Source organism: Bradyrhizobium sp. 179 (genome assembly GCF_023073535.1).
Lineage (GTDB): Bacteria > Pseudomonadota > Alphaproteobacteria > Rhizobiales > Xanthobacteraceae > Bradyrhizobium.
Genome location: NZ_JADPJR010000097.1, coordinates 157,696 through 175,009, shown reverse-complemented (window position 1 = coordinate 175,009; position 17,314 = coordinate 157,696). Strand labels below are relative to the sequence as shown.

Annotated in this window: 17 protein-coding genes; 7 read left to right on the top strand and 10 right to left on the bottom strand. The window is 62.1% G+C overall.

What is annotated here, in order from left to right:
- Window positions 1-48: 48 nt before the first annotated feature.
- The 7 genes from IVB12_RS22840 to IVB12_RS38200 form a co-directional block, all read right to left on the bottom strand.
- On the bottom strand, window positions 49-840 hold the full coding sequence (locus tag IVB12_RS22840; protein ID WP_247302242.1) for a heme-binding protein: 792 nt from the start codon (window positions 838-840) through the stop codon (window positions 49-51).
- Window positions 841-898: 58 nt separating this feature from the next.
- A complete protein-coding gene (locus IVB12_RS22835) occupies window positions 899-1,822 on the bottom strand; it encodes a cytochrome c oxidase assembly protein (RefSeq protein ID WP_247302240.1) in 924 nt (307 codons plus the stop codon).
- Window positions 1,810-2,163 (bottom strand): hypothetical protein, encoded by a 354-nt coding sequence (locus IVB12_RS22830; RefSeq protein ID WP_247302238.1) that lies wholly within the window; start codon window positions 2,161-2,163, stop codon window positions 1,810-1,812. Before IVB12_RS22830 ends, IVB12_RS22835 begins: the two co-directional genes overlap by 13 nt.
- A complete protein-coding gene (locus tag IVB12_RS22825; protein ID WP_247280435.1) occupies window positions 2,160-2,759 on the bottom strand; it encodes a cytochrome c oxidase subunit 3 in 600 nt (199 codons plus the stop codon). The genes IVB12_RS22830 and IVB12_RS22825 overlap by 4 nt, the downstream gene beginning before the upstream one ends.
- Window positions 2,756-4,669, bottom strand: a complete 1,914-nt coding sequence (gene ctaD / locus IVB12_RS22820; protein ID WP_247302236.1) for a cytochrome c oxidase subunit I — start codon at window positions 4,667-4,669, stop codon at window positions 2,756-2,758. Before ctaD ends, IVB12_RS22825 begins: the two co-directional genes overlap by 4 nt.
- On the bottom strand, window positions 4,666-5,676 hold the full coding sequence (gene coxB / locus IVB12_RS22815) for a cytochrome c oxidase subunit II (protein ID WP_247302234.1): 1,011 nt from the start codon (window positions 5,674-5,676) through the stop codon (window positions 4,666-4,668). The genes ctaD and coxB overlap by 4 nt, the downstream gene beginning before the upstream one ends.
- An 88-nt stretch (window positions 5,677-5,764) precedes the next feature.
- The gene (locus IVB12_RS38200; protein WP_256466521.1) at window positions 5,765-5,887 is read right to left on the bottom strand and encodes a hypothetical protein; all 123 of its coding nucleotides are present in this window, start codon (window positions 5,885-5,887) and stop codon (window positions 5,765-5,767) included.
- A 565-nt stretch (window positions 5,888-6,452) separates the two neighbouring features.
- Here IVB12_RS38200 and IVB12_RS22810 point away from each other — a divergent pair.
- Entirely contained in the window at window positions 6,453-7,652 is a 1,200-nt protein-coding gene (locus IVB12_RS22810) for an ABC transporter substrate-binding protein (RefSeq protein ID WP_247302233.1), read from the top strand.
- A 98-nt stretch (window positions 7,653-7,750) separates the two neighbouring features.
- Window positions 7,751-9,589, top strand: a complete 1,839-nt coding sequence (locus tag IVB12_RS22805; RefSeq protein WP_247302231.1) for an AMP-binding protein — start codon at window positions 7,751-7,753, stop codon at window positions 9,587-9,589.
- Between the two features lie 170 nt (window positions 9,590-9,759).
- Here the strand turns inward: IVB12_RS22805 and IVB12_RS22800 are convergent, their stop codons facing one another.
- Complete coding sequence (locus IVB12_RS22800) at window positions 9,760-10,272, bottom strand: helix-turn-helix domain-containing protein (RefSeq protein ID WP_247302229.1); 513 nt, start codon at window positions 10,270-10,272, stop codon at window positions 9,760-9,762.
- 234 nt (window positions 10,273-10,506) lie between these two features.
- On the opposite strand from IVB12_RS22800, the gene IVB12_RS22795 reads away from it, so the two are divergent.
- Complete coding sequence (locus IVB12_RS22795) at window positions 10,507-11,139, top strand: 2-hydroxychromene-2-carboxylate isomerase (RefSeq protein ID WP_247302227.1); 633 nt, start codon at window positions 10,507-10,509, stop codon at window positions 11,137-11,139.
- Window positions 11,140-11,212: 73 nt separating this feature from the next.
- Window positions 11,213-12,412, top strand: coding sequence for a CoA transferase (locus IVB12_RS22790; protein WP_247302226.1), 1,200 nt, complete (start codon window positions 11,213-11,215; stop codon window positions 12,410-12,412).
- 26 nt (window positions 12,413-12,438) lie between these two features.
- Here the strand turns inward: IVB12_RS22790 and IVB12_RS22785 are convergent, their stop codons facing one another.
- Window positions 12,439-13,116: a glutathione S-transferase family protein gene (locus IVB12_RS22785; protein ID WP_247337288.1), complete on the bottom strand. Its 678-nt coding sequence runs from the start codon at window positions 13,114-13,116 to the stop codon at window positions 12,439-12,441.
- The gene (locus tag IVB12_RS22780) at window positions 13,116-13,859 is read right to left on the bottom strand and encodes an SDR family NAD(P)-dependent oxidoreductase (RefSeq protein ID WP_247302224.1); all 744 of its coding nucleotides are present in this window, start codon (window positions 13,857-13,859) and stop codon (window positions 13,116-13,118) included. Before IVB12_RS22780 ends, IVB12_RS22785 begins: the two co-directional genes overlap by 1 nt.
- 360 nt (window positions 13,860-14,219) lie before the next feature.
- On the opposite strand from IVB12_RS22780, the gene IVB12_RS22775 reads away from it, so the two are divergent.
- Genes IVB12_RS22775 through IVB12_RS22765 form a run of 3 tightly spaced genes read left to right on the top strand, consistent with a single transcriptional unit; the run spans window position 14,220 to window position 17,307 of the window.
- Entirely contained in the window at window positions 14,220-14,957 is a 738-nt protein-coding gene (locus tag IVB12_RS22775) for an SDR family oxidoreductase (RefSeq protein WP_247302222.1), read from the top strand.
- A gap of 14 nt (window positions 14,958-14,971) precedes the next feature.
- On the top strand, window positions 14,972-16,153 hold the full coding sequence (locus tag IVB12_RS22770) for an acyl-CoA dehydrogenase family protein (RefSeq protein WP_247302219.1): 1,182 nt from the start codon (window positions 14,972-14,974) through the stop codon (window positions 16,151-16,153).
- A gap of 23 nt (window positions 16,154-16,176) precedes the next feature.
- Window positions 16,177-17,307 (top strand): acyl-CoA dehydrogenase family protein, encoded by a 1,131-nt coding sequence (locus IVB12_RS22765; RefSeq protein ID WP_247302218.1) that lies wholly within the window; start codon window positions 16,177-16,179, stop codon window positions 17,305-17,307.
- The last annotated feature ends 7 nt before the right edge of the window (window positions 17,308-17,314 follow it).

Here is a 17,314-nt window from a genome sequence, read left to right as displayed (position 1 = left end):
CGTACAAACGTTGCGCTTCCCCTTGGTTCCAAAAGGAGGGATTCGCAGCTATCTCACGACGTTGCCCGATACGCCTGCGCCGAGATCGACCGCGATCTGATCCTCCTTGCCGTTGCACTTGGGGTGGCCAAATCCTGACGGGCTTTTGCCGTCCGGGCCGATGTCATAGATGATCGCGTCCTTCATATTGGGACTGACTCCGGCCGGCACGCGGTCAAGTCCAAGCAGGCGGCGGACGCGCCAGGCAACATTGTGATCGGCGCAGGAACTGTCGCCGCTGATACCAAGCGCACCGGCGATCCCGTTGCCGTCATAGAGCGCCAGACCACCGCCAAAGACGATCACGCCGCCCACGGGTTTTCCGACCATTGGATCGCGCGCCGTGCCGAATTCGTCGGGCGAGCCCGAGTACAGAACCTCTGGCGACGGTGGGTTGCTGAGACCTGCGCCGAACAGAATTCCGCCAGGTTGCGCGCCCGCGTAGAGGTTGGCCGTGGCCATCGCCTTGTCCTTCAGGCTGAACGCATTCGCCGTATTCGCCTTTTCGGCTGCGATTGCCCGGCTGCCCAGCCACTGATCATCGACCTTGCTGCCACTGTAGGCGACCGCGCAGACAAGACCCTGTCGGTTGACGACAGCAGCCCATTCGTTGTTGTCGAAGCCTCCATTGCCCGGCCCGCCGCCGGGCTTCACACTCTTTTTGAGGATATCGGCGAGCTGGTCATGGTCGACCGGACACGACATAGCCGGCCGGGGTTGGTCCTGCGCGTTCAAGATTGCAGGCGCCAAGAATGCCGTGGACAGGACAGCCGTTGCCGCCATGACAGATCGTTTGCCCATGTGGCCTCCGTGGAGTGTCGCACTCAGCAGGCGAACGTCCGAAGAGAAGTTGCGGTTCCTATGCAGGACCGCGCATGAGCGGCAGGTGCGAGTGGCCAGCGTTCGTGGTCAGCCACCGGTGAGCAAAGAACAATGCGGCGGCTGTGTAGAGTATTCCCATGGGCACCCACATCAGGATGCCTGCGAGCTGCTGGTCTTCAAGTGGCGAGAGGCCGAATTCCCCGGCGAGGGCGCCCTGGGCCGGGATCCAGAGCCGCGGCGATACGGTCAGCAGGGCCCCGAGCACACCGGAATGCAGGATGGTGATGAACAGGCAGGCGACGGCGATGCCGTCGCGAGTTCGGGTGCTGCGGCCCCGTCCGCGGCCATGCAGCAGCACCCACCAGAACAACAGCGCGGTCACAAAGAAGCTGACATGTTGGAGGCGATGGATCCCGGCGCTCTCGAGCGCCCGCGCGTAGAGCGGTGGTGCATGCCAGATCCAGAGCGCCGCGCCTTGGAAGATGGTCGCGCTGATGGGGTGGCTCACAAAAGTCCAAGGCCAAACCAGTATCGGCAGATTGAGAATTCGGCCCACCGATGGCCGGAACGAGGCCGGTAGGCTCCACATCAGCGGGCCGTTGATCCGGGCAAACGCCATCAGTGGCGCCGCGACGAGCATGAGCAAGCCATGCTCAACCATGTGCGCGGTGAACAGCCGCTCGCCCAGCCAGTGTAGCGGCGAGGTCACCGCAAGCGCGAGCACGAGCCAGCCGGTCCAGAACGCGGCGACCTGCCGGAAGCTGACGCCGCGGCCGCCTCCCGCGTGCCGCCAGAGGCGCTGCGTTCCAACATAGAAGCCAATGCCCGTGGCATAGAGCGGGGCCATGAGCCATGGGTCGAAGCTCCAGAGTGATCCCGAATCGACATCGGATAGTCCGTGCGCGGCGGCCGGCTGCGCGAGCAGCGCAAGCAACAACGCCGCAAAGCTCAGCGCAGACATGGGCTGATCATGAGCGACGCGGCGAACTGGTTCGCGATGACCAGCGCGAACAGCACGCCGGAGCCGACGCCGAGCCACGCCATGAACGTCCTGGGACCGCCACCTTGCGCATCGGACCATTCAGCGCTGGCACCGCGTCGAACCGCGCGTGCCGATATGATGGTGCCTGCAAGAGCGACGATGGCCAGAACAGCGCTCAGGATTGCTCCGCTCAGCCTCGTCTTCTCGCACGAGAGGTGCGCGAACACGTAGACACCTTGCAAACTAATACCCCATGCAACGGGCCCAAGCGCAACGCCGGCCCAATACAGCAATCTGGAATGTCCGTCAGCTTCGGTCATAGGCGCGGCACCCAATCCAGCAGCACGTACAGAGGCAGCCAAGCAAGCACGACAAAGTTCCAGTAGAAGACGTTGTCGGTTACATCGCTGAAGCGGCGCGGCTTTGCGTGCCTCGTGAACATCAGGACGGCCAGAACGATCGTGTCGCCAACATCGGTGGCGAGATGGGTCGTGTGCAATCCGAGAATGAGCCACACGATCGATCCGTAGGCGGAATTGTCCCAGCGCGTATTGAGATGGGCGAACTCGAAGCCGCGCAGAACAAGAAGGGCGGTGCCGATCACGGCCATCACGATGAGACCGACCCGCACTTTCGCAAGATCCTGCCGGTGCGCGGCCCGATTGGTGATCTCGTTCGGGATGATGCTGAGCAGATAGACCGCGACCTCGGCCGTACCTGGCCAAAGATCGGGCGGCGCCGCGCCGATCGGCCAGTTCGGATTGACGGCGTAGAGATAAAGATAGGCGCCGATCGCGATGGCAAAGCCCATGCCTTCGAGCGCCATGAAGCCCATGGCGCCCCACCATGGTCCACTGCGTGGGCCGTACCCGTAAGTCGGCAGTTCGGCGACATTACGGACGATGGTCTGTCTCACTCCTCGTCCTCCCTGCTGCCGGTCGGCCAGAACCAGCCGATCAAGGCGACGGCCATCGGCGGCGTGCCCCAGAGCACTGCCCATGGCGTGAAGATCGAACCGATGAAGAACACTGTGGTTGCGATGGCTGTGAGCAGTGGCCAGATGCTGGGTTCGGGCGATGCTTCGCGGATTTGCGGATCGGCCTCTGCCAGTGAGGTCAGCAGGACTTCGCGCCGCTCCGCGCTCAGACCCGCGACGACAGGCAGGCTCATGCTATCGGCCCACAGCGGATCGCGGTGTTTGACGACGGGAATGCGGTCGAAATTCTGCGGCGGCGGTGGCGAGGACGTCGCCCATTCCAATGTTGAAGCGTGCCAAGGATTGTCGCCCGCGAGCTCACCCTTGCGCAGGCTGTAGATCACATTGACCAGAAGCAGCGCGAAGCTGAGCGCGAAAACGAGCGCGCCGCCGCTGGACAACAGGTTCAAGTGCGCCCAGTCCATGTCGGCCGTGTAGGTATAGACCCGACGCGGCATTCCGATCAGCCCGAGAATGTGCATCGGGAAGAACGCGACGTTGAAGCCGATGAAGGCCAGCCAGAAATTCCAGCGACCGAGGCTCTCGCTGAGCATCCTGCCTGTGATCTTCGGAAACCAGTAATAGACGGCACCGATGAGCGGGAACACCGCGCCGCCGATCAGGACATAGTGAAAGTGCGCAACGACGAAGTAAGTGTCGTGCACCTGGGTGTCGATCGGGACCGAGGCGACCATCACGCCGGACAGGCCGCCGAGCACGAAGATGACGATGAAACCGATCACGAACAGGAGCGGCGTGCGGTAGACCGGCCGTCCGTCCCAGAGCGTTGCCAGCCAGCAGAAGATCTGCAGCCCGCTCGGCACCGCGATGAGCATACTGGACGCCGTGAATAGGCCGGCGCCGAGCTGAGGCAGGCCCGTGACGAACATGTGGTGGACCCACAGGCCAAACGACAGGAAGCCAGTCGCGATCAGGGAGAGAATGACGACGGGATAGCCGACCACCGGCCTGCGCGCGAAGGTCGCCAGGATTGCCGAAACCATGCCGGTGCCTGGAATGAAGATGATGTAGACCTCCGGATGGCCGAAGAACCAGAACAGATGCTGCCAGAGCAGCGGATGCCCACCGGAGGATGAATCATAGAAGCGGGTGTTGACGAGCCGATCGAGGATCAGCGACGTCGATGCGACCATGACCGAGGGCATCGCGAACATCACCAGGAAGGCCGTTACCAGCATGGCCCACACGAATAGCGGAATGCGGTCAAGGGTCATCCCGGGCGCACGGAGCTTGAAAACGGTGACAATGATCTCCACGGCGACTGCAAGCGCAGCGACTTCGGTGAACGTGATCATCTGCGCCCACACGTCCGGGCGCTTCGTCGGCGTGTATTGCAGCGAGGAGAGCGGGACATAGGCAAACCAGCCGACGTCCGGGCCGACATTGAGCGCAAAGGAAATCCAGAGAAAGCACCCGCCGAACAGAAACATCCAATAGCTGAAGGCATTGAGGCGCGGAAAGGCGATGTTCCGCGTGCCGACCATCAGCGGCACGAGATAGACGGCGAACGCCTCCATGACCGGGACGGCGAACAGGAACATCATCGTCGAGCCGTGCATGGTGAAGATCTGATTGTACTTGTCGGCCGACAGGAACGTCTTCTCCGGTCCGGCAAGCTGAACGCGCATCAGGATCGCGAGAATGCCGCCGAGAAGCAGGAAAGCGAAAGCGGTGACGATATACCGGCGGCCGACGACCTTGTGGTCCACCGACGTGAGCGCACCCGTCCATCCGGACGGCGTACGCCACACCCGCTCCAGCTGCGTGGACAGCTGAAGGCCATTCAGGACGTCATCCCGTATCTCACGTGGTTCAGCGGCGATGCTCACTTGAGCTGCTCCAGATAGTGTAGGATCGCGATGAGCTCGCCCGACTGCAGCGGCATCTTTGGCATGAGAGTGCCGGGCTTGATGTGCTGGGGATCGGCGATCCAGGCCGCGAGCGTCGCCGGCGTATTCGGCAGCGTTCCCGCCGCGATCGTCGTTCTGCTGCCGATATGCGTGAGATCCGGGCCGAGCTGCCCGCCGGCCAGCGTGCCGCTGATGTTGTGGCACAAGGCACATCCGCGGGCTCGGAAAAGAGCCTCGCCCTGCTTGCCGAGCTGATCCGTAGGGCTGTTCGCGCTCTGGTTCTCATGGTCGCGCCAGCGGCCGAATTCATCCGGCGGCAGCGCGAGCACGGCGAAGGCCATATGCGCATGCTGAAGGCCGCAGAATTCGGCGCATTGCCCGCGATAGACGCCGGCATTCTTCGCCGTGAATTGCAGCTCGTTCTTTTGCCCGGTGATGAGGTCCATTTTCCCGGTCAGGCTCGGCACCCAGAAGCTGTGGATCACATCGGCGGATTCCAGCTCGACCTTCACCGGTTGGCCGGTCGGGATGCGGATCTCGTTCGCGGTCACGAAGCTCCGATGCGGACTGTCAGCTTCATAGCGGACTTCCCACCACCATTGGTGGCCAATGATCTTGAGCGTAAGGGCGTTCTCGTCCTTGGCAAAGATCGTGCGCTGACCGGCATAACTCACAATGGAGAGTCCGAGCACGATGACGAGGATTGCGAGCCCCAGGACAAAGACGACGCGACCGGACGTCCGCTCAAACCCCTGGTGCAGCGCGAGTGGTTGGTCGGCCGGGCGCTTTCGGCGCAGCATGCTGACGCCAAGCACGACCACGACGGCGATCCAGACGGCGGCCGCAACGGTCAGGAAGATGAAGATGGTATGAAGGATCTGGCTGGACTGAAGTCCCTGCGGGTCGAGCACGGACTGCCGGCCGGCGCAAGCGGCCAGCGGCAACGTCGCAAATAGCACCAGAGCCGTTCGCATCCGGACAGGCATCGATGTTCGCCGCGCTCCCCTGTTGGAGGGCGAACCGGTCACTCGTATGAAGGTTCCTATCTCCGCGAAATGGCTGGATCACAGCGTCTCAGAACGGCCATCCTCTGGTCGCGATGAAGATTGCCGCGTCGCCCACGGCCATCAGCAGCAGGACGATCAGGACGGCTATCATCGCCCCTGGCTGGGCAATCGCGCGAAGGTCTTCAAGCATTGATCATCCTCGACTTTGCGGTTCAATCACCTTGCCATCAGCTCTTGTGGATCGTGCGGCGCTGCGCGGCTTCGCTCCCGTTGCGCGCTCGTTGCGGCGCAAATGTCAAAAGCACGCCGAGGCCGCTATTGCCCATTTGAGTGCTCCGTCAGACATGCGGGAAATGCGAGCGTGCTGTCGTGGTTCCTAAGTCTTGGGCAAAGTATCGGCAAGAGAGTTCAGTATTGGAATTTACTATTCTTCACCGGCTCTGCGCCGAGGCTTGCTCCCCGGTGATCAGAGCTGTCGCTACCTGTGCAATGGTGGCATTTGAACGGGTATCCGCAGGTCGAGTTCGGCACCTCCCGGGCGCGTCACGGGACTTTCCGCGTGCCGTCATCTAATCGCTTGACCAGTTCTGAAATAGAACTGTAGGATGGGCCGACAAGATGGCCCGATCGTAACGGCCGCCCATCTACGGATTGCCGCGCCGGACCAGCTCAGCCCTACGCGTGAGGCCGGGCGTGCAGCCGCGCAAATAGACAGGACCACGTACCAGGAAGGTGCGGGTTTGGGAGGACGAACAATGTTGACGAAATGGAAGGCCGTTGCGGCCCTGGCTTTGCTTTTGAATGGTCCGGCGTTTGCGGCCGACGAGGTCGGCGTTACTGCGACCGAGATCAAGATCGGCGGGGTGTTTCCGTTCAGCGGACCGGCGTCATCGATCGGTCTCGTCGGCAAGGGTCTTATCGCCTACATTCAATCGGTGAATGACCGCGGCGGCATCAACGGCCGCAAGATCAACTACATCGCTTATGACGACGCCTACAGCCCTCCGAAAGCGGTAGAGCACGTCCGCAAGCTCGTCGAGAGCGATGAGGTGGCGTTCATGTTCGGCCAGCTCGGCACGCCCGGCCTTTCGGCCACGGCAAAATACCTGAGAGCGAAAGGCGTGCCGAGCATCGCGATCATCAGCGGCTCGTCCAAGTTCACGGACGTCGCCAGCTACCCGCTGACCACGACAGGTCTTGTCAGCTACGACACCGAAGGAAAAATCTACGCGAAATATCTGACCAGGACGCTGCCGAACGCCAAATATGCGATCCTCTATCAGAACGACGATCTCGGCAAAGATTACGTCAATGCCTTCAAGACCTTTCTCGGCAAGGACTACGATCGAAAGGTCGTCAGCGCGTCCTATGAGATCACCGAGCCGACCGTCGACTCGCAGATCACAAACCTGAAAAGCTCCGGTGCCGACGCCCTGATGATCGCGGGAACGCCGAAATTCGCCGCGCAGGCGATCCGGCAGGCTTCTGTGATCGGCTGGAAGGCGACGGTGATCATCAACTTTCCGTCCGGTTCGGTCGGGGGCACGCTCGTGCCGGCTGGCCTCGACAAATCAGTCGGCGTGATCGTCGGGACGATCAACAAGGACGTCGTGGATCCGACATGGAAAGACGATCCCGCCATGCAGACCTATCGGGCGTTTCTCGACAAGTACCTGGCCGGCGTCGATATCACCAACGGCAGCTATCTGACCGGCTATCAGCAAGGCATCCTGCTCGAGCAGATCCTGAAGCAATGCGGCAATGATCTATCCCGCAAGAACATTCTGGCGCAGGCCAAGAACCTCAAGGATTTCATCGTCCCAACCGCGCTGCCCGGGATCAAGGTGAACACCAGCGAATCCGAGAACATGATCTGGACGCAGATGCGCTTGCAACGATGGACCGGATCAACCTGGGAAGCCTTCGGCGAGGTGCTCGACGCCAGGTCCGAATGAACTCGCCCCAGCCAGAGTGACGGATGCCGCATGAGCTGCGTCCCAAGCTTGCAATGCGCCGGTAGGCCGCCGCTGGGCGTTACGGGAATGCACGGCATGTGGTCGCCTTTCAGCAATTCGGGAGATCATTTTCGATGTCGAGGACGGCACTGACGTTTGCCCCGCGCGAGGTTTCGATCGAGCGTCGCCCCGACGGCACGCTCATCTTGAGCTCGCCTCTTGAATGGACGCCGTGCGACTGGCGCATCACCGATTTTCTGCCGCGCTGGGCCAATGCCGTTCCGGATCGGGTTTTCCTTGCGCAACGCAATACGAAGGGAGGATGGGACGAGATCACCTATGGTGAGGCATGGTCGCAGGTTCAGGCGGTCGGCCAAGGCCTGATCGATATGGGCGCAAGGCCGGCCGACAAGCTGGCGGTGCTTTCCGGAAACTCCATCGAGAACGCGGTGATCTCGTTTGCGGCGATGTCGATCGGGGTCATCCTGGCGCCGATCTCGCCGAACTACACCTTGATGCCGGGGGGCCTCGCACGTCTCAAGGACATCGCGGAAGTGCTGCGTCCGAGCTTCGTGTTCGTTCAAAGCGGACGCGACTTTTCCGCCGGCCGCGCCATTCCCGAATTGGCAGCCGCGACCTGGATCAGCGTCGATGGTGCGCCGGACACAGTGCCTTTTCAGGCTCTGGCGGCGCGAACCGGGCGCGAAGGATTCGAACGCGCATCGCGCGAGGTGCCTTGTGACGCCGTCGCGAAAATTCTCTTCACGTCCGGTTCGACCGGCTTCCCCAAGGGCGTGCTCAACACCCACCGCATGATGGCAAGCTCCCTGCAAATGGGGAGTCTGCTGGTGTCTCCGCCCGATGCGCCGGTCCAGGTGGAGTGGCTGCCCTGGCACCATACGATGGGTAGCAATGTCATCCTTCACGGCATCCTCAGAAATGGCGGGACGCTCTATATCGATGATGGCCGGCCGCTGCCGCATCTCTTTCACAAGACGGTCGCCAATCTCAGGGAGATCTCGCCAACCGCCATGTTCAACGTGCCTGCCGGGTATAACCTCCTGTGTGATGCAATCGAGAACGACCTCGACCTTGGCGCCAGCGTGTTCAAGCGGATGGACCGATTGAGCTATGCCGGCGCCGCAATTTCTCAGGACACTCTCGAGAAACTCTATCGCCTGACATTTGCCGCCACCGGCCGGCGAATTCCGGTCATGTCGGGTTACGGCACAACCGAAACCGCGCCGACGATCAGTTCGACGCATTGGGCAACGGATCAGCCCGGAGAGATCGGTCTTCCCGCGCCGGGGCTGCAGCTCAAGCTCATTCCGGTCTCCGATACCTACGAGGCCAGGGTCAAGGGCCCCAACGTTACGCCCGGCTATCTCGAACGGCCCGATCTGACGGCAAAGGCCTTCGACGAGGAAGGATTTTATCGCATTGGCGATACCGTCTCGTTTCTGGATCCGCAGAGGCCGGAGCGGGGCCTTCGCTTTACCGGGAGAATTTCCGAGAACTTCAAGCTTGCGAATGGCACCTGGGTCTCAATCGGAAACATGCGTGCGGCAATCCTGGCCGCCACACGTGGCGTCTTGCTGGACATCGTTGTTGCCGGCGAAAATCGCGAGACGTGCGCGCTGCTGTGCTGGCTGAACCCGACCGAGGCAGGCCGGATATCCAAGACTGCAGCCGTTGATTTGACCTGCGATCCTGTCGTGGTTCAGTTTCTGAAGGACCGCTTTCGGGAATACAACGAGGCGGTCGGAAGCAGCGAACGAGTCTGCGCCTTCTCCCTGCTGAAGGATCCGCCGTCAATGGCAGCAGGAGAAATCACCGACAAGGCCTATGTCAACCAGCGCGCGGTGCTCAAAGCTCGCGCCGAGCAGGTTGAACGTCTCTATATGAACGAACCATGCCGGGATGTGGCGCGGGTGTAGGGCAGGGCAATCGCATTTGGAAGACGGCTTCGCTGCGACATTCAACGAGACGCCCGCCGTCGGCGGGCCGCCAGATCAGGACATAGTGTGTGGCAGCAGGTTCAATCGGCGCCGACGCCGCTTTCCTCCTCGTATTGGCATCTCTGGCACGAGGCCTCGATGCGCAGGCCTCAAGCGGCGCGCGAGCGCGCCTTTGTCTTTCGGACCTCCGGCACCGCCGTCGCCGGAGTGCTGCGCGCACCCGGCCCAGGGTGAGTATGGACCTCCTTGGCCGAGAGCGGCTCGCCGCATTCAGAGCACACCATGACCGGATCAAAGTCCTTTCCGCACTTGCGGTGCTGGTGCAGCAAGGGCCGGCCGCGCTCGTCGACCATGTGGGTATCGCCCCAATGCACGATCGCCATCATGATCGGATAGAGGTCGAGGCCCTTCTGGGTCAGGATATATTCGTGGCGCTTGGGGGAGTCCTGGTAGGGAATGCGGCGCAGGATGCCCTGCCGAACCAGCTTCTTCAGGCGTTCGGCGAGCAAGTGCCGCGTGATCCCGAGCGCCGATTGAAATCCCTCGAAGCGGCGCGTGCGCAGGAAGCATTCGCGCAGGATCAGAAGAGTCCAGCGATCGCCGATCACGCCGATGGTTCGGGCCATCGAACAGGGCTCTTCCTCGAGCTCTTTCCACTTCATTCAGCCACTCCAATCGTCCCGGCATGGGCCGTCTCGAATCGTCACGGAGGCCGGCCGCCGGCCCTCGCATTCTAGATAGGTACTGAATTCCAAACAATACCCCTCCTTAATAGGCGAAACCAGCAGATTGCAGGTATGTTTGACAGTTCTATTTCAGAACTATATGCTTGGCCGAACCTCGAGCTGGCGAGCGGATCGCCGGTGACCGCCATTCGCTCCCGGGAGAAGGCCCAGATGACCCTGAAGGTTGAATTCCAGTTCGATTTCGGCAGCCCGAACGCCTATTTGGCGGAAGTTGCCATTCCCGGCATCGAGCAGCGCACCGGCGTGAAGTTCGCGTATGTCCCGGTTCTGCTCGGCGGCATCTACAAGGCGACGGGCAACATGTCGCCGTTCGACTCGCTTCGCGGGATCAAAAACAAGCCGGAATACCAGGCGTTGGAGACCCAGCGGTTCATCCGCCGCCACAACATCACGAAGTTTCGTCAGAATCCATTCTTCCCGGTCAACACGCTGATGCTGATGCGTGGCGCCGTCGCCGCCCAGCTCGAGGGTATGTTCGAGCCCTACTTCCGTGCCGCCTATCGTCATATGTGGGAAGAGCCCAAGAAGATGGATGATCCGGAAATCTTCCGGAGCGCGTTCGTGTCCTCGGGGATCGACATCGACCGGCTGATTGCGCGCGCGCAGCAGGATGACGTCAAGAAGAGGCTGATCGATCTGACCAATGACGCCGTCAGCCGCGGTGCATTTGGTTCACCGACATTCTTCGTTGGCAAGGAGATGTTCTTCGGCAAGGACCAGATCCGCGATGTCGAGGAGTCGATCCTTGAGCAGACCAGACAACCTGTTTCCAAGACGGCCTGACGGGCCGACTGTCCAGGTTGAGTGGCGAAAGCCACTCGGACCCAAAGCAAACGCAAATTCAGGGAGAATGCCCATGCCCGGCCCACTTCACGGCGTTCGAGTGCTCGATTTGACCGGCGTGGTGTCGGGTCCGTTCGCGACCATGTTTCTGGCGGACCAGGGCGCCGACGTGCTGAAGATCGAGCCAATCGGCGGCGACATCACCCGCCGCAGCCGTGCCACCATCGACAAGGAGGGCGAGTTCTCCGCACTGTTCATCTCGTCAAACCGCGGCAAGCGTTCGCTGTCGATCGACGTCAAGAGCGCGTCCGGGCGCGAGGTGCTCGCCAAGCTGATCGCGCAGTCCGATATCCTGGTGCAGAATTTCCGACCAGGTACCATGGAACGCCTTGGTCTGGGGGTCGAGGAATTGCGCCAGCGCCATCCGCGCCTGATCTACGTGTCGATCAGCGGCGTCGGTGATAGCGGCCCCTACGTGAAGAAACGGGTCTATGATCCCATCATTCAGGGCTTGTCCGGCTTCGCCGACATCCAGTCGCAGCCCGTCACGAACCGCCCGCAGATGATCCGCACCATCGTCTGCGACAAGACCACCGCGGTGTTCACCGCGCAAGCCGTGGCGGCTGCGCTCTATGCCCGTGAGAAGACGGGGCAGGGCGACCACATCCAAGTGGCGATGCTTGATGCGATGATCTCCTACCTCTGGCCGGAAGGCATGATGCAGTACACGGTGCTCGGCGCCGAGGCAATCGCCGCCGATCCGAATGATCGGCCGGACCTGGTGTTCAAGACCAGCGACGGCTACATCACCGCCGGCACCATCTCCGATTCCGAATGGCAGGGCTTTTGCCGTGCCTCCGGCGACCCCGAGCTCGCCACGGATCCCCGCTTTGCGACGCCAGCGGCGCGCTCGGTCAATGCCACCGCGCGGATCAACAAGATGGCGGAATACATCAGCCAAAATACGACAGCCGAATGGCTGGAACGCCTCGACGCAGCGGATGTGCCTTGCGCGCCGATCCTGCGTCGGGCCGAGATCATCCACAACGAACAGGTCCTCGCCCGCGGCATCATCGCCGAATTCGATCAGCCGAAGGTCGGCCGGGTGCGCCAGCCGAGGCCGGCAGCCCGCTTCGAGGTCAACCAGGCCGCGATCGGCGGGCCGGCCCCCCGGGTCGGCGAGCATTCGCGCGAGGTACTGCGCGATCTGGGCTACGACGACCGTGCCATCGACAAGATGATCGCCGAGCGCAGCGTGCGCGCGGCCGTATAGACGGAAGCGCGCACCGGGGATTGCTCTCAAACGGTTGCCGATACCGGCGTAATTGGCGCCACGGGAACATTCGCCGCCTGGGCTCTGCAATACGCGTCCCGCCCGTGAATGCGCTCAAGGTATGGGTGCGCATTGTCGCAAATGTCGACCCCATAAGCGATGGCCCAATCGAGGCACGTCGCGAGCAGGAGGTCGGCGCTGGTGAACTGGTCCCCCATCAGGAACTGGCGCCCGTCCATCAGCGCGACCTCCACATGCCGCAATTGTTGTCGGAAATATTGGCCGGCTTGGGCGACGACCTCGGGGGCGACGCCATAGATGTGTCCGAGCGCATCCGCCCGGTGGCGGCGCATGACATAGAGGCTCGTCGAATCGAGCTCGGCCACGACAAAGAAGCACCATTCGAGCCACGCGGCATAGTCGCGGGTGGCTTCCGGAATCAGCGAGCCCTCCGGCGTGGAATACATGCGCGACAGGTACGCGACGATCGCGGCGCTTTCACCGATGCAGAAGTCACCATCCTGCAACAGCGGAATCTTCTGGCGGGGATTGAGCCGGGTGTATTCAGCGGTCTTGGTTTCGCCTGTCCGTGGTCCGATCGGCTTGACCTTGTAGGACAAGCCAAGTTCGTGCATTGCCCAATGTGCACGAATGGTGCGGCTTGTTCCAGCACCCCACAGGGTGAGGTCGGGTATCGTACTCATCACCACTTCTCCACCGACGGGCGAAGATCGAGTTCATGGGTCCAGCCGTCGCGGCTCTGCTGGTGCGTGAACCAATAGGCTTCTGCGATAGAGGAGGTCTTTGTCAGGCTGTCCGGCGGGATCTCGCTCGCCTCGATCCCCTTCGCCGCTTTCATGCGCTGGTGGATGGCTTCGCTGTCGACGCCGGCGTCGATGATGAGATGGACGACGTGGATGTTCTTCGGCCCAAGCTCGCGCGCCATGGCCTGGGCCACCGCGCGAAGTCCGAACTTCGCGGACGAAAACGCGGCAAACCCCTGGCCGCCGCGAATGCTGGCCGTCGCACCGGTAAAGAAAATGGTGCCGCGCCCGCGCGGCAGCATGACGCGCGCGGCCTCGCGCCCGACGAGAAATCCGGCGTAGCAGGCCAGCTCCCAGGCCTTGAAAAACAGCTTTTCGGAGGTCTCCACGAGAGGCTTGTTGACGTTCGATCCGGCATTGAAAAGGCAGACCTCGATGGCTCCGATCTTCTCTTCGATGTCGGAAAAGAGCTTCTGGACCTCGGTTTCCTGCCGCGCATCGACGCTGAAGGCATGGATGCGATGGCCGTCAGCCGTCAGTTCGTCCACGAGCCCTTGGGATTTGGTTGCGTCACGCCGACAGATGCAGACTGTGTAGCCGCCTTTGGCAAAGCGCCGGGCGACGGCGGCACCGATCGCATCGCCCGCGCCCACCAGGATCGCCACGCCGGGACCCTCAATCATGATCGCTTCTCCCTATAAGTTCTTATTTGATACTTACAAGTAGCCGTTCGCAGTAACGTTGTAAACGACGTTCTGTCAGTCCAACGCAAAGCGACAGCTACTCTGCCGTTCCGGCGCGAAATCGCCAGACGGCAATTTAGCAATTGACGAGTTCTAAAAAAGAACGTTAACTCCAATTCGAATAGGTCTCGAAAAGAACCGGGCCCATGGTTCGGGAGGTTGGCAGTGGCGCGGTTTTTTAGGCGCGGTCGATATCGCCGGCGACCGGGTGATCACGGTGCGCGGACAGCGCATCATGCTGGATGCTCCGGCACCGGCAGAGCAGCTTCAACAGATCTAACCTAATCCGGGAGACGACCCTTGCAGAAGAGAAACGCAACCGTGGCCGTGATTGGTGCCGGCGACTATATCGGCAGCGAGATCGCAAAGAAGTTTGCCTCGGAGGGCTTCACAGTGTTTGCCGGGCGCCGCAACGGCGCCAAGCTTGATCCGCTCGTCAAGGAGATAGAGGCGGCGGGCGGCGAAATCCACGCGCGTTCGCTCGACGCGCGCAAGGAGGAGGAGATCATTTCCTTCCTGGGAGACGCCGACAAGCATGCGCCGCTCGAGGTCTGCATTTTCAACATCGGGGCCAACGTCAAGTTCCCCATCCTGGAAACGACCGAGCGCGTCTTCCGCAAGGTCTGGGAGATGGCCTGCTATTCCGGCTTTCTCGCCGGCCGCGAAGCCGCGCGGCTGATGCTGCCTCGCGGCAAGGGCAACATCTTCTTTACCGGTGCCACGGCGAGCCTGCGCGGCGGCATCGGCTATGCCGCCTTCGCCAGTGCCAAGTTCGGTCTGCGGGCCGTTGCCCAGGCCGCGGCGCGCGAACTGGGGCCGAAGAACATTCACGTTGCGCATCTCATCATCGACTCCGGGGTCGACACCGAATGGGTGCGGCAGCGGCGGGTCGAGGCGCTCGGTCCGGACGCCCTCGACAATCCCGATCTCTTGATGCCGCCGTCGTCGGTCGCGGAATCCTATTGGCTGCTGTATCAGCAGCCGCGCAGCGCCTGGACCTTCGAGCTGGAGATCCGCCCCTTCGGTGAGAAGTGGTAGCGGAGACAGCTGCGATGGAGCTCAACCTTTCCAGCGAGGATGCTGCCTTTCGCGATGAGGTGCGCGCCTTCATCGCAGAGAATTATCCGGCGGAAATGCGCGTTCCGAATCCTGAGACCGATTTGACCAAGGAGCAGTCGCTGCTCTGGCATCGCATTCTCTACAATAAGGGCTGGATCGCGCCGTTATGGCCCAAGGAGTATGGCGGTCCGGGCTGGTCGATCAGGCAACGCTTCATCTTCGAGCAGGAGACCTCCCGGGCCGGAACGCTGCCGCCGCTCGCGTTCAGCGTGACCATGGTCGGGCCGGTGATCTACACGTTCGGCAACGAGGCGCAGAAGAAGCGCTTCCTGCCGCGGATTCTCTCCGGCGACGATTGGTGGTGCCAGGGCTATTCGGAGCCGGGCTCCGGCTCGGACCTTGCAACCGTCAGGACCAAGGCGGTGCGCGACGGCGATCACTACATCGTCAACGGCCACAAGACCTGGACCACGCTGGCGCAGCACGCCGACTGGATTTTCTGCCTGGTGCGGACCGACCCGAACGCGAAGCCGCAATCCGGCATCTCCTTCCTGCTGATCGACATGAAGTCGCCCGGCGTCACCGTGCGGCCGATCATCACGATCGACGGCAGCCACGAGGTCAACGACGTCTTCCTCGAGAACGTCCGCGTGCCGGTGGAGAACCTGGTCGGCGAGGAGAACAAAGGCTGGACTTACGCCAAGTTCCTGCTCGGCAATGAGCGGACCAGCATGGCGGGCATCGGCCGGTCGACCCGCTACATCGGGAAGCTGAAGCAGATCGTGAAGGCCGAGATACCAGCGCACGATCCGGCACATCTCGAGTTTCTGCGGGACATCGCCCGCATCGAGCTCGATGTCCTGGCTCTGGAGGCGACCGAACTGCGCGTCGTCGGCCAGATGGCGCGGGGCATCGACCCGGGGCCGGCGGCGTCGCTGTTCAAGATCCGCGGCACCGAGATATTCCAGAGCATCACCGAACTCACTCATCGCGCGATTGGCAATTACGGCCTTGCGATCCGCGAGCATCCGGTCAGCGCCAACCACTTCATGCCGGGCCCGGAGTACGCTCATACCGCGTCGGAGAAATATCTGAACGCGCGCAAGCTCAGCATCTACGGCGGATCGAACGAGATCCAGCGAAACATCATCGCCAAAGCAGTGCTCGGTCTTTAGACGCGGCGCATCGGGAGGATCGGATGGACATCCAGTTCACGGAAGAGCAGGACATGCTGCGATCCAGCGTCCAGCGTTTGCTGCGCGATCAATACGATTTCGACACGCGCCGCAAGATCGTGGCGAGCGAGCAAGGCTTCAGCCGGAAGCATTGGGAGGCCTTCGCGGAGCTCGGGTTGCTGGCGGCGCCGTTCTCCGAGGAGGTCGGCGGTCTCGGCGGTGGTCCTTTGTCGACCATGATCATCATGCATGAGTTCGGCCGGCACCTCGTCATCGAGCCTTTCGTCGAAACGGTGGTGCTGGCCGGCGGCCTGATCGAGCAGATTGGCACGCCGGAGCAGAAGCAAGCCTTCATCCCCGGCATTATCGACGGCACAAAGGCCTGGGCTCTGGCCTGGACGGAGAAGGAATCGCGCTTCGATCTTGGCAATGTCACGACGAGAGCGCGGCGCGAGGGCAATGACTACATCCTGAGCGGCGCGAAGACCATGGTGATCGCCGCGCCGTGGGCCGACGATCTGATCGTCTCGGCCCGGACCTCCGGCGATGACCGTGACCGTGGCGGCGTCAGCCTGTTGGTGGTCGATCGCCGCGCCGCCGGCGTCGATCTTCAGAGCTTCAAGACCATCGACGGTCGCCGCGCCGCCGAGATCAGCCTGCGCGAGGCTCGTGCGCAATTGCTCGGACCGGAAGGCGAGGGCGTTGCCGCGCTGGAGGCCTGCCGCGATCGCGCGATCGGCGCGCTCTGCGCGGAAGGCGTCGGTGCGATTGGCGAACTGAATTCCGCCACACTGGAATATTCCAAGACCCGCAAGCAGTTCGGCGCCACCATCGGCTCCTTCCAGGTGCTGCAGCATCGCATGGTCGACATGTTCATCGCGCATCAGGAGGCGCTCTCCCTGATGCAACATCTCAACCTCAGCCTCGCCGCGGGCGATGTGGGACTCTCGCGGCTCGCCTCGGGCGCCAAGTCGAAGATCGGCTATGCCGGCAAGTACGTCGCCGAGCAGGCGGTACAGCTTCATGGCGGCATGGGAATGACCGACGAGCTCAACGTCGGACATTATTTCAAGCGAATCTCCTCCATCAACATCCAGTTCGGCGATCCCGCGTTCCACGTGCTGCGCTACGCGCAGCTGGACACAGCCGCGTAAACAGAGA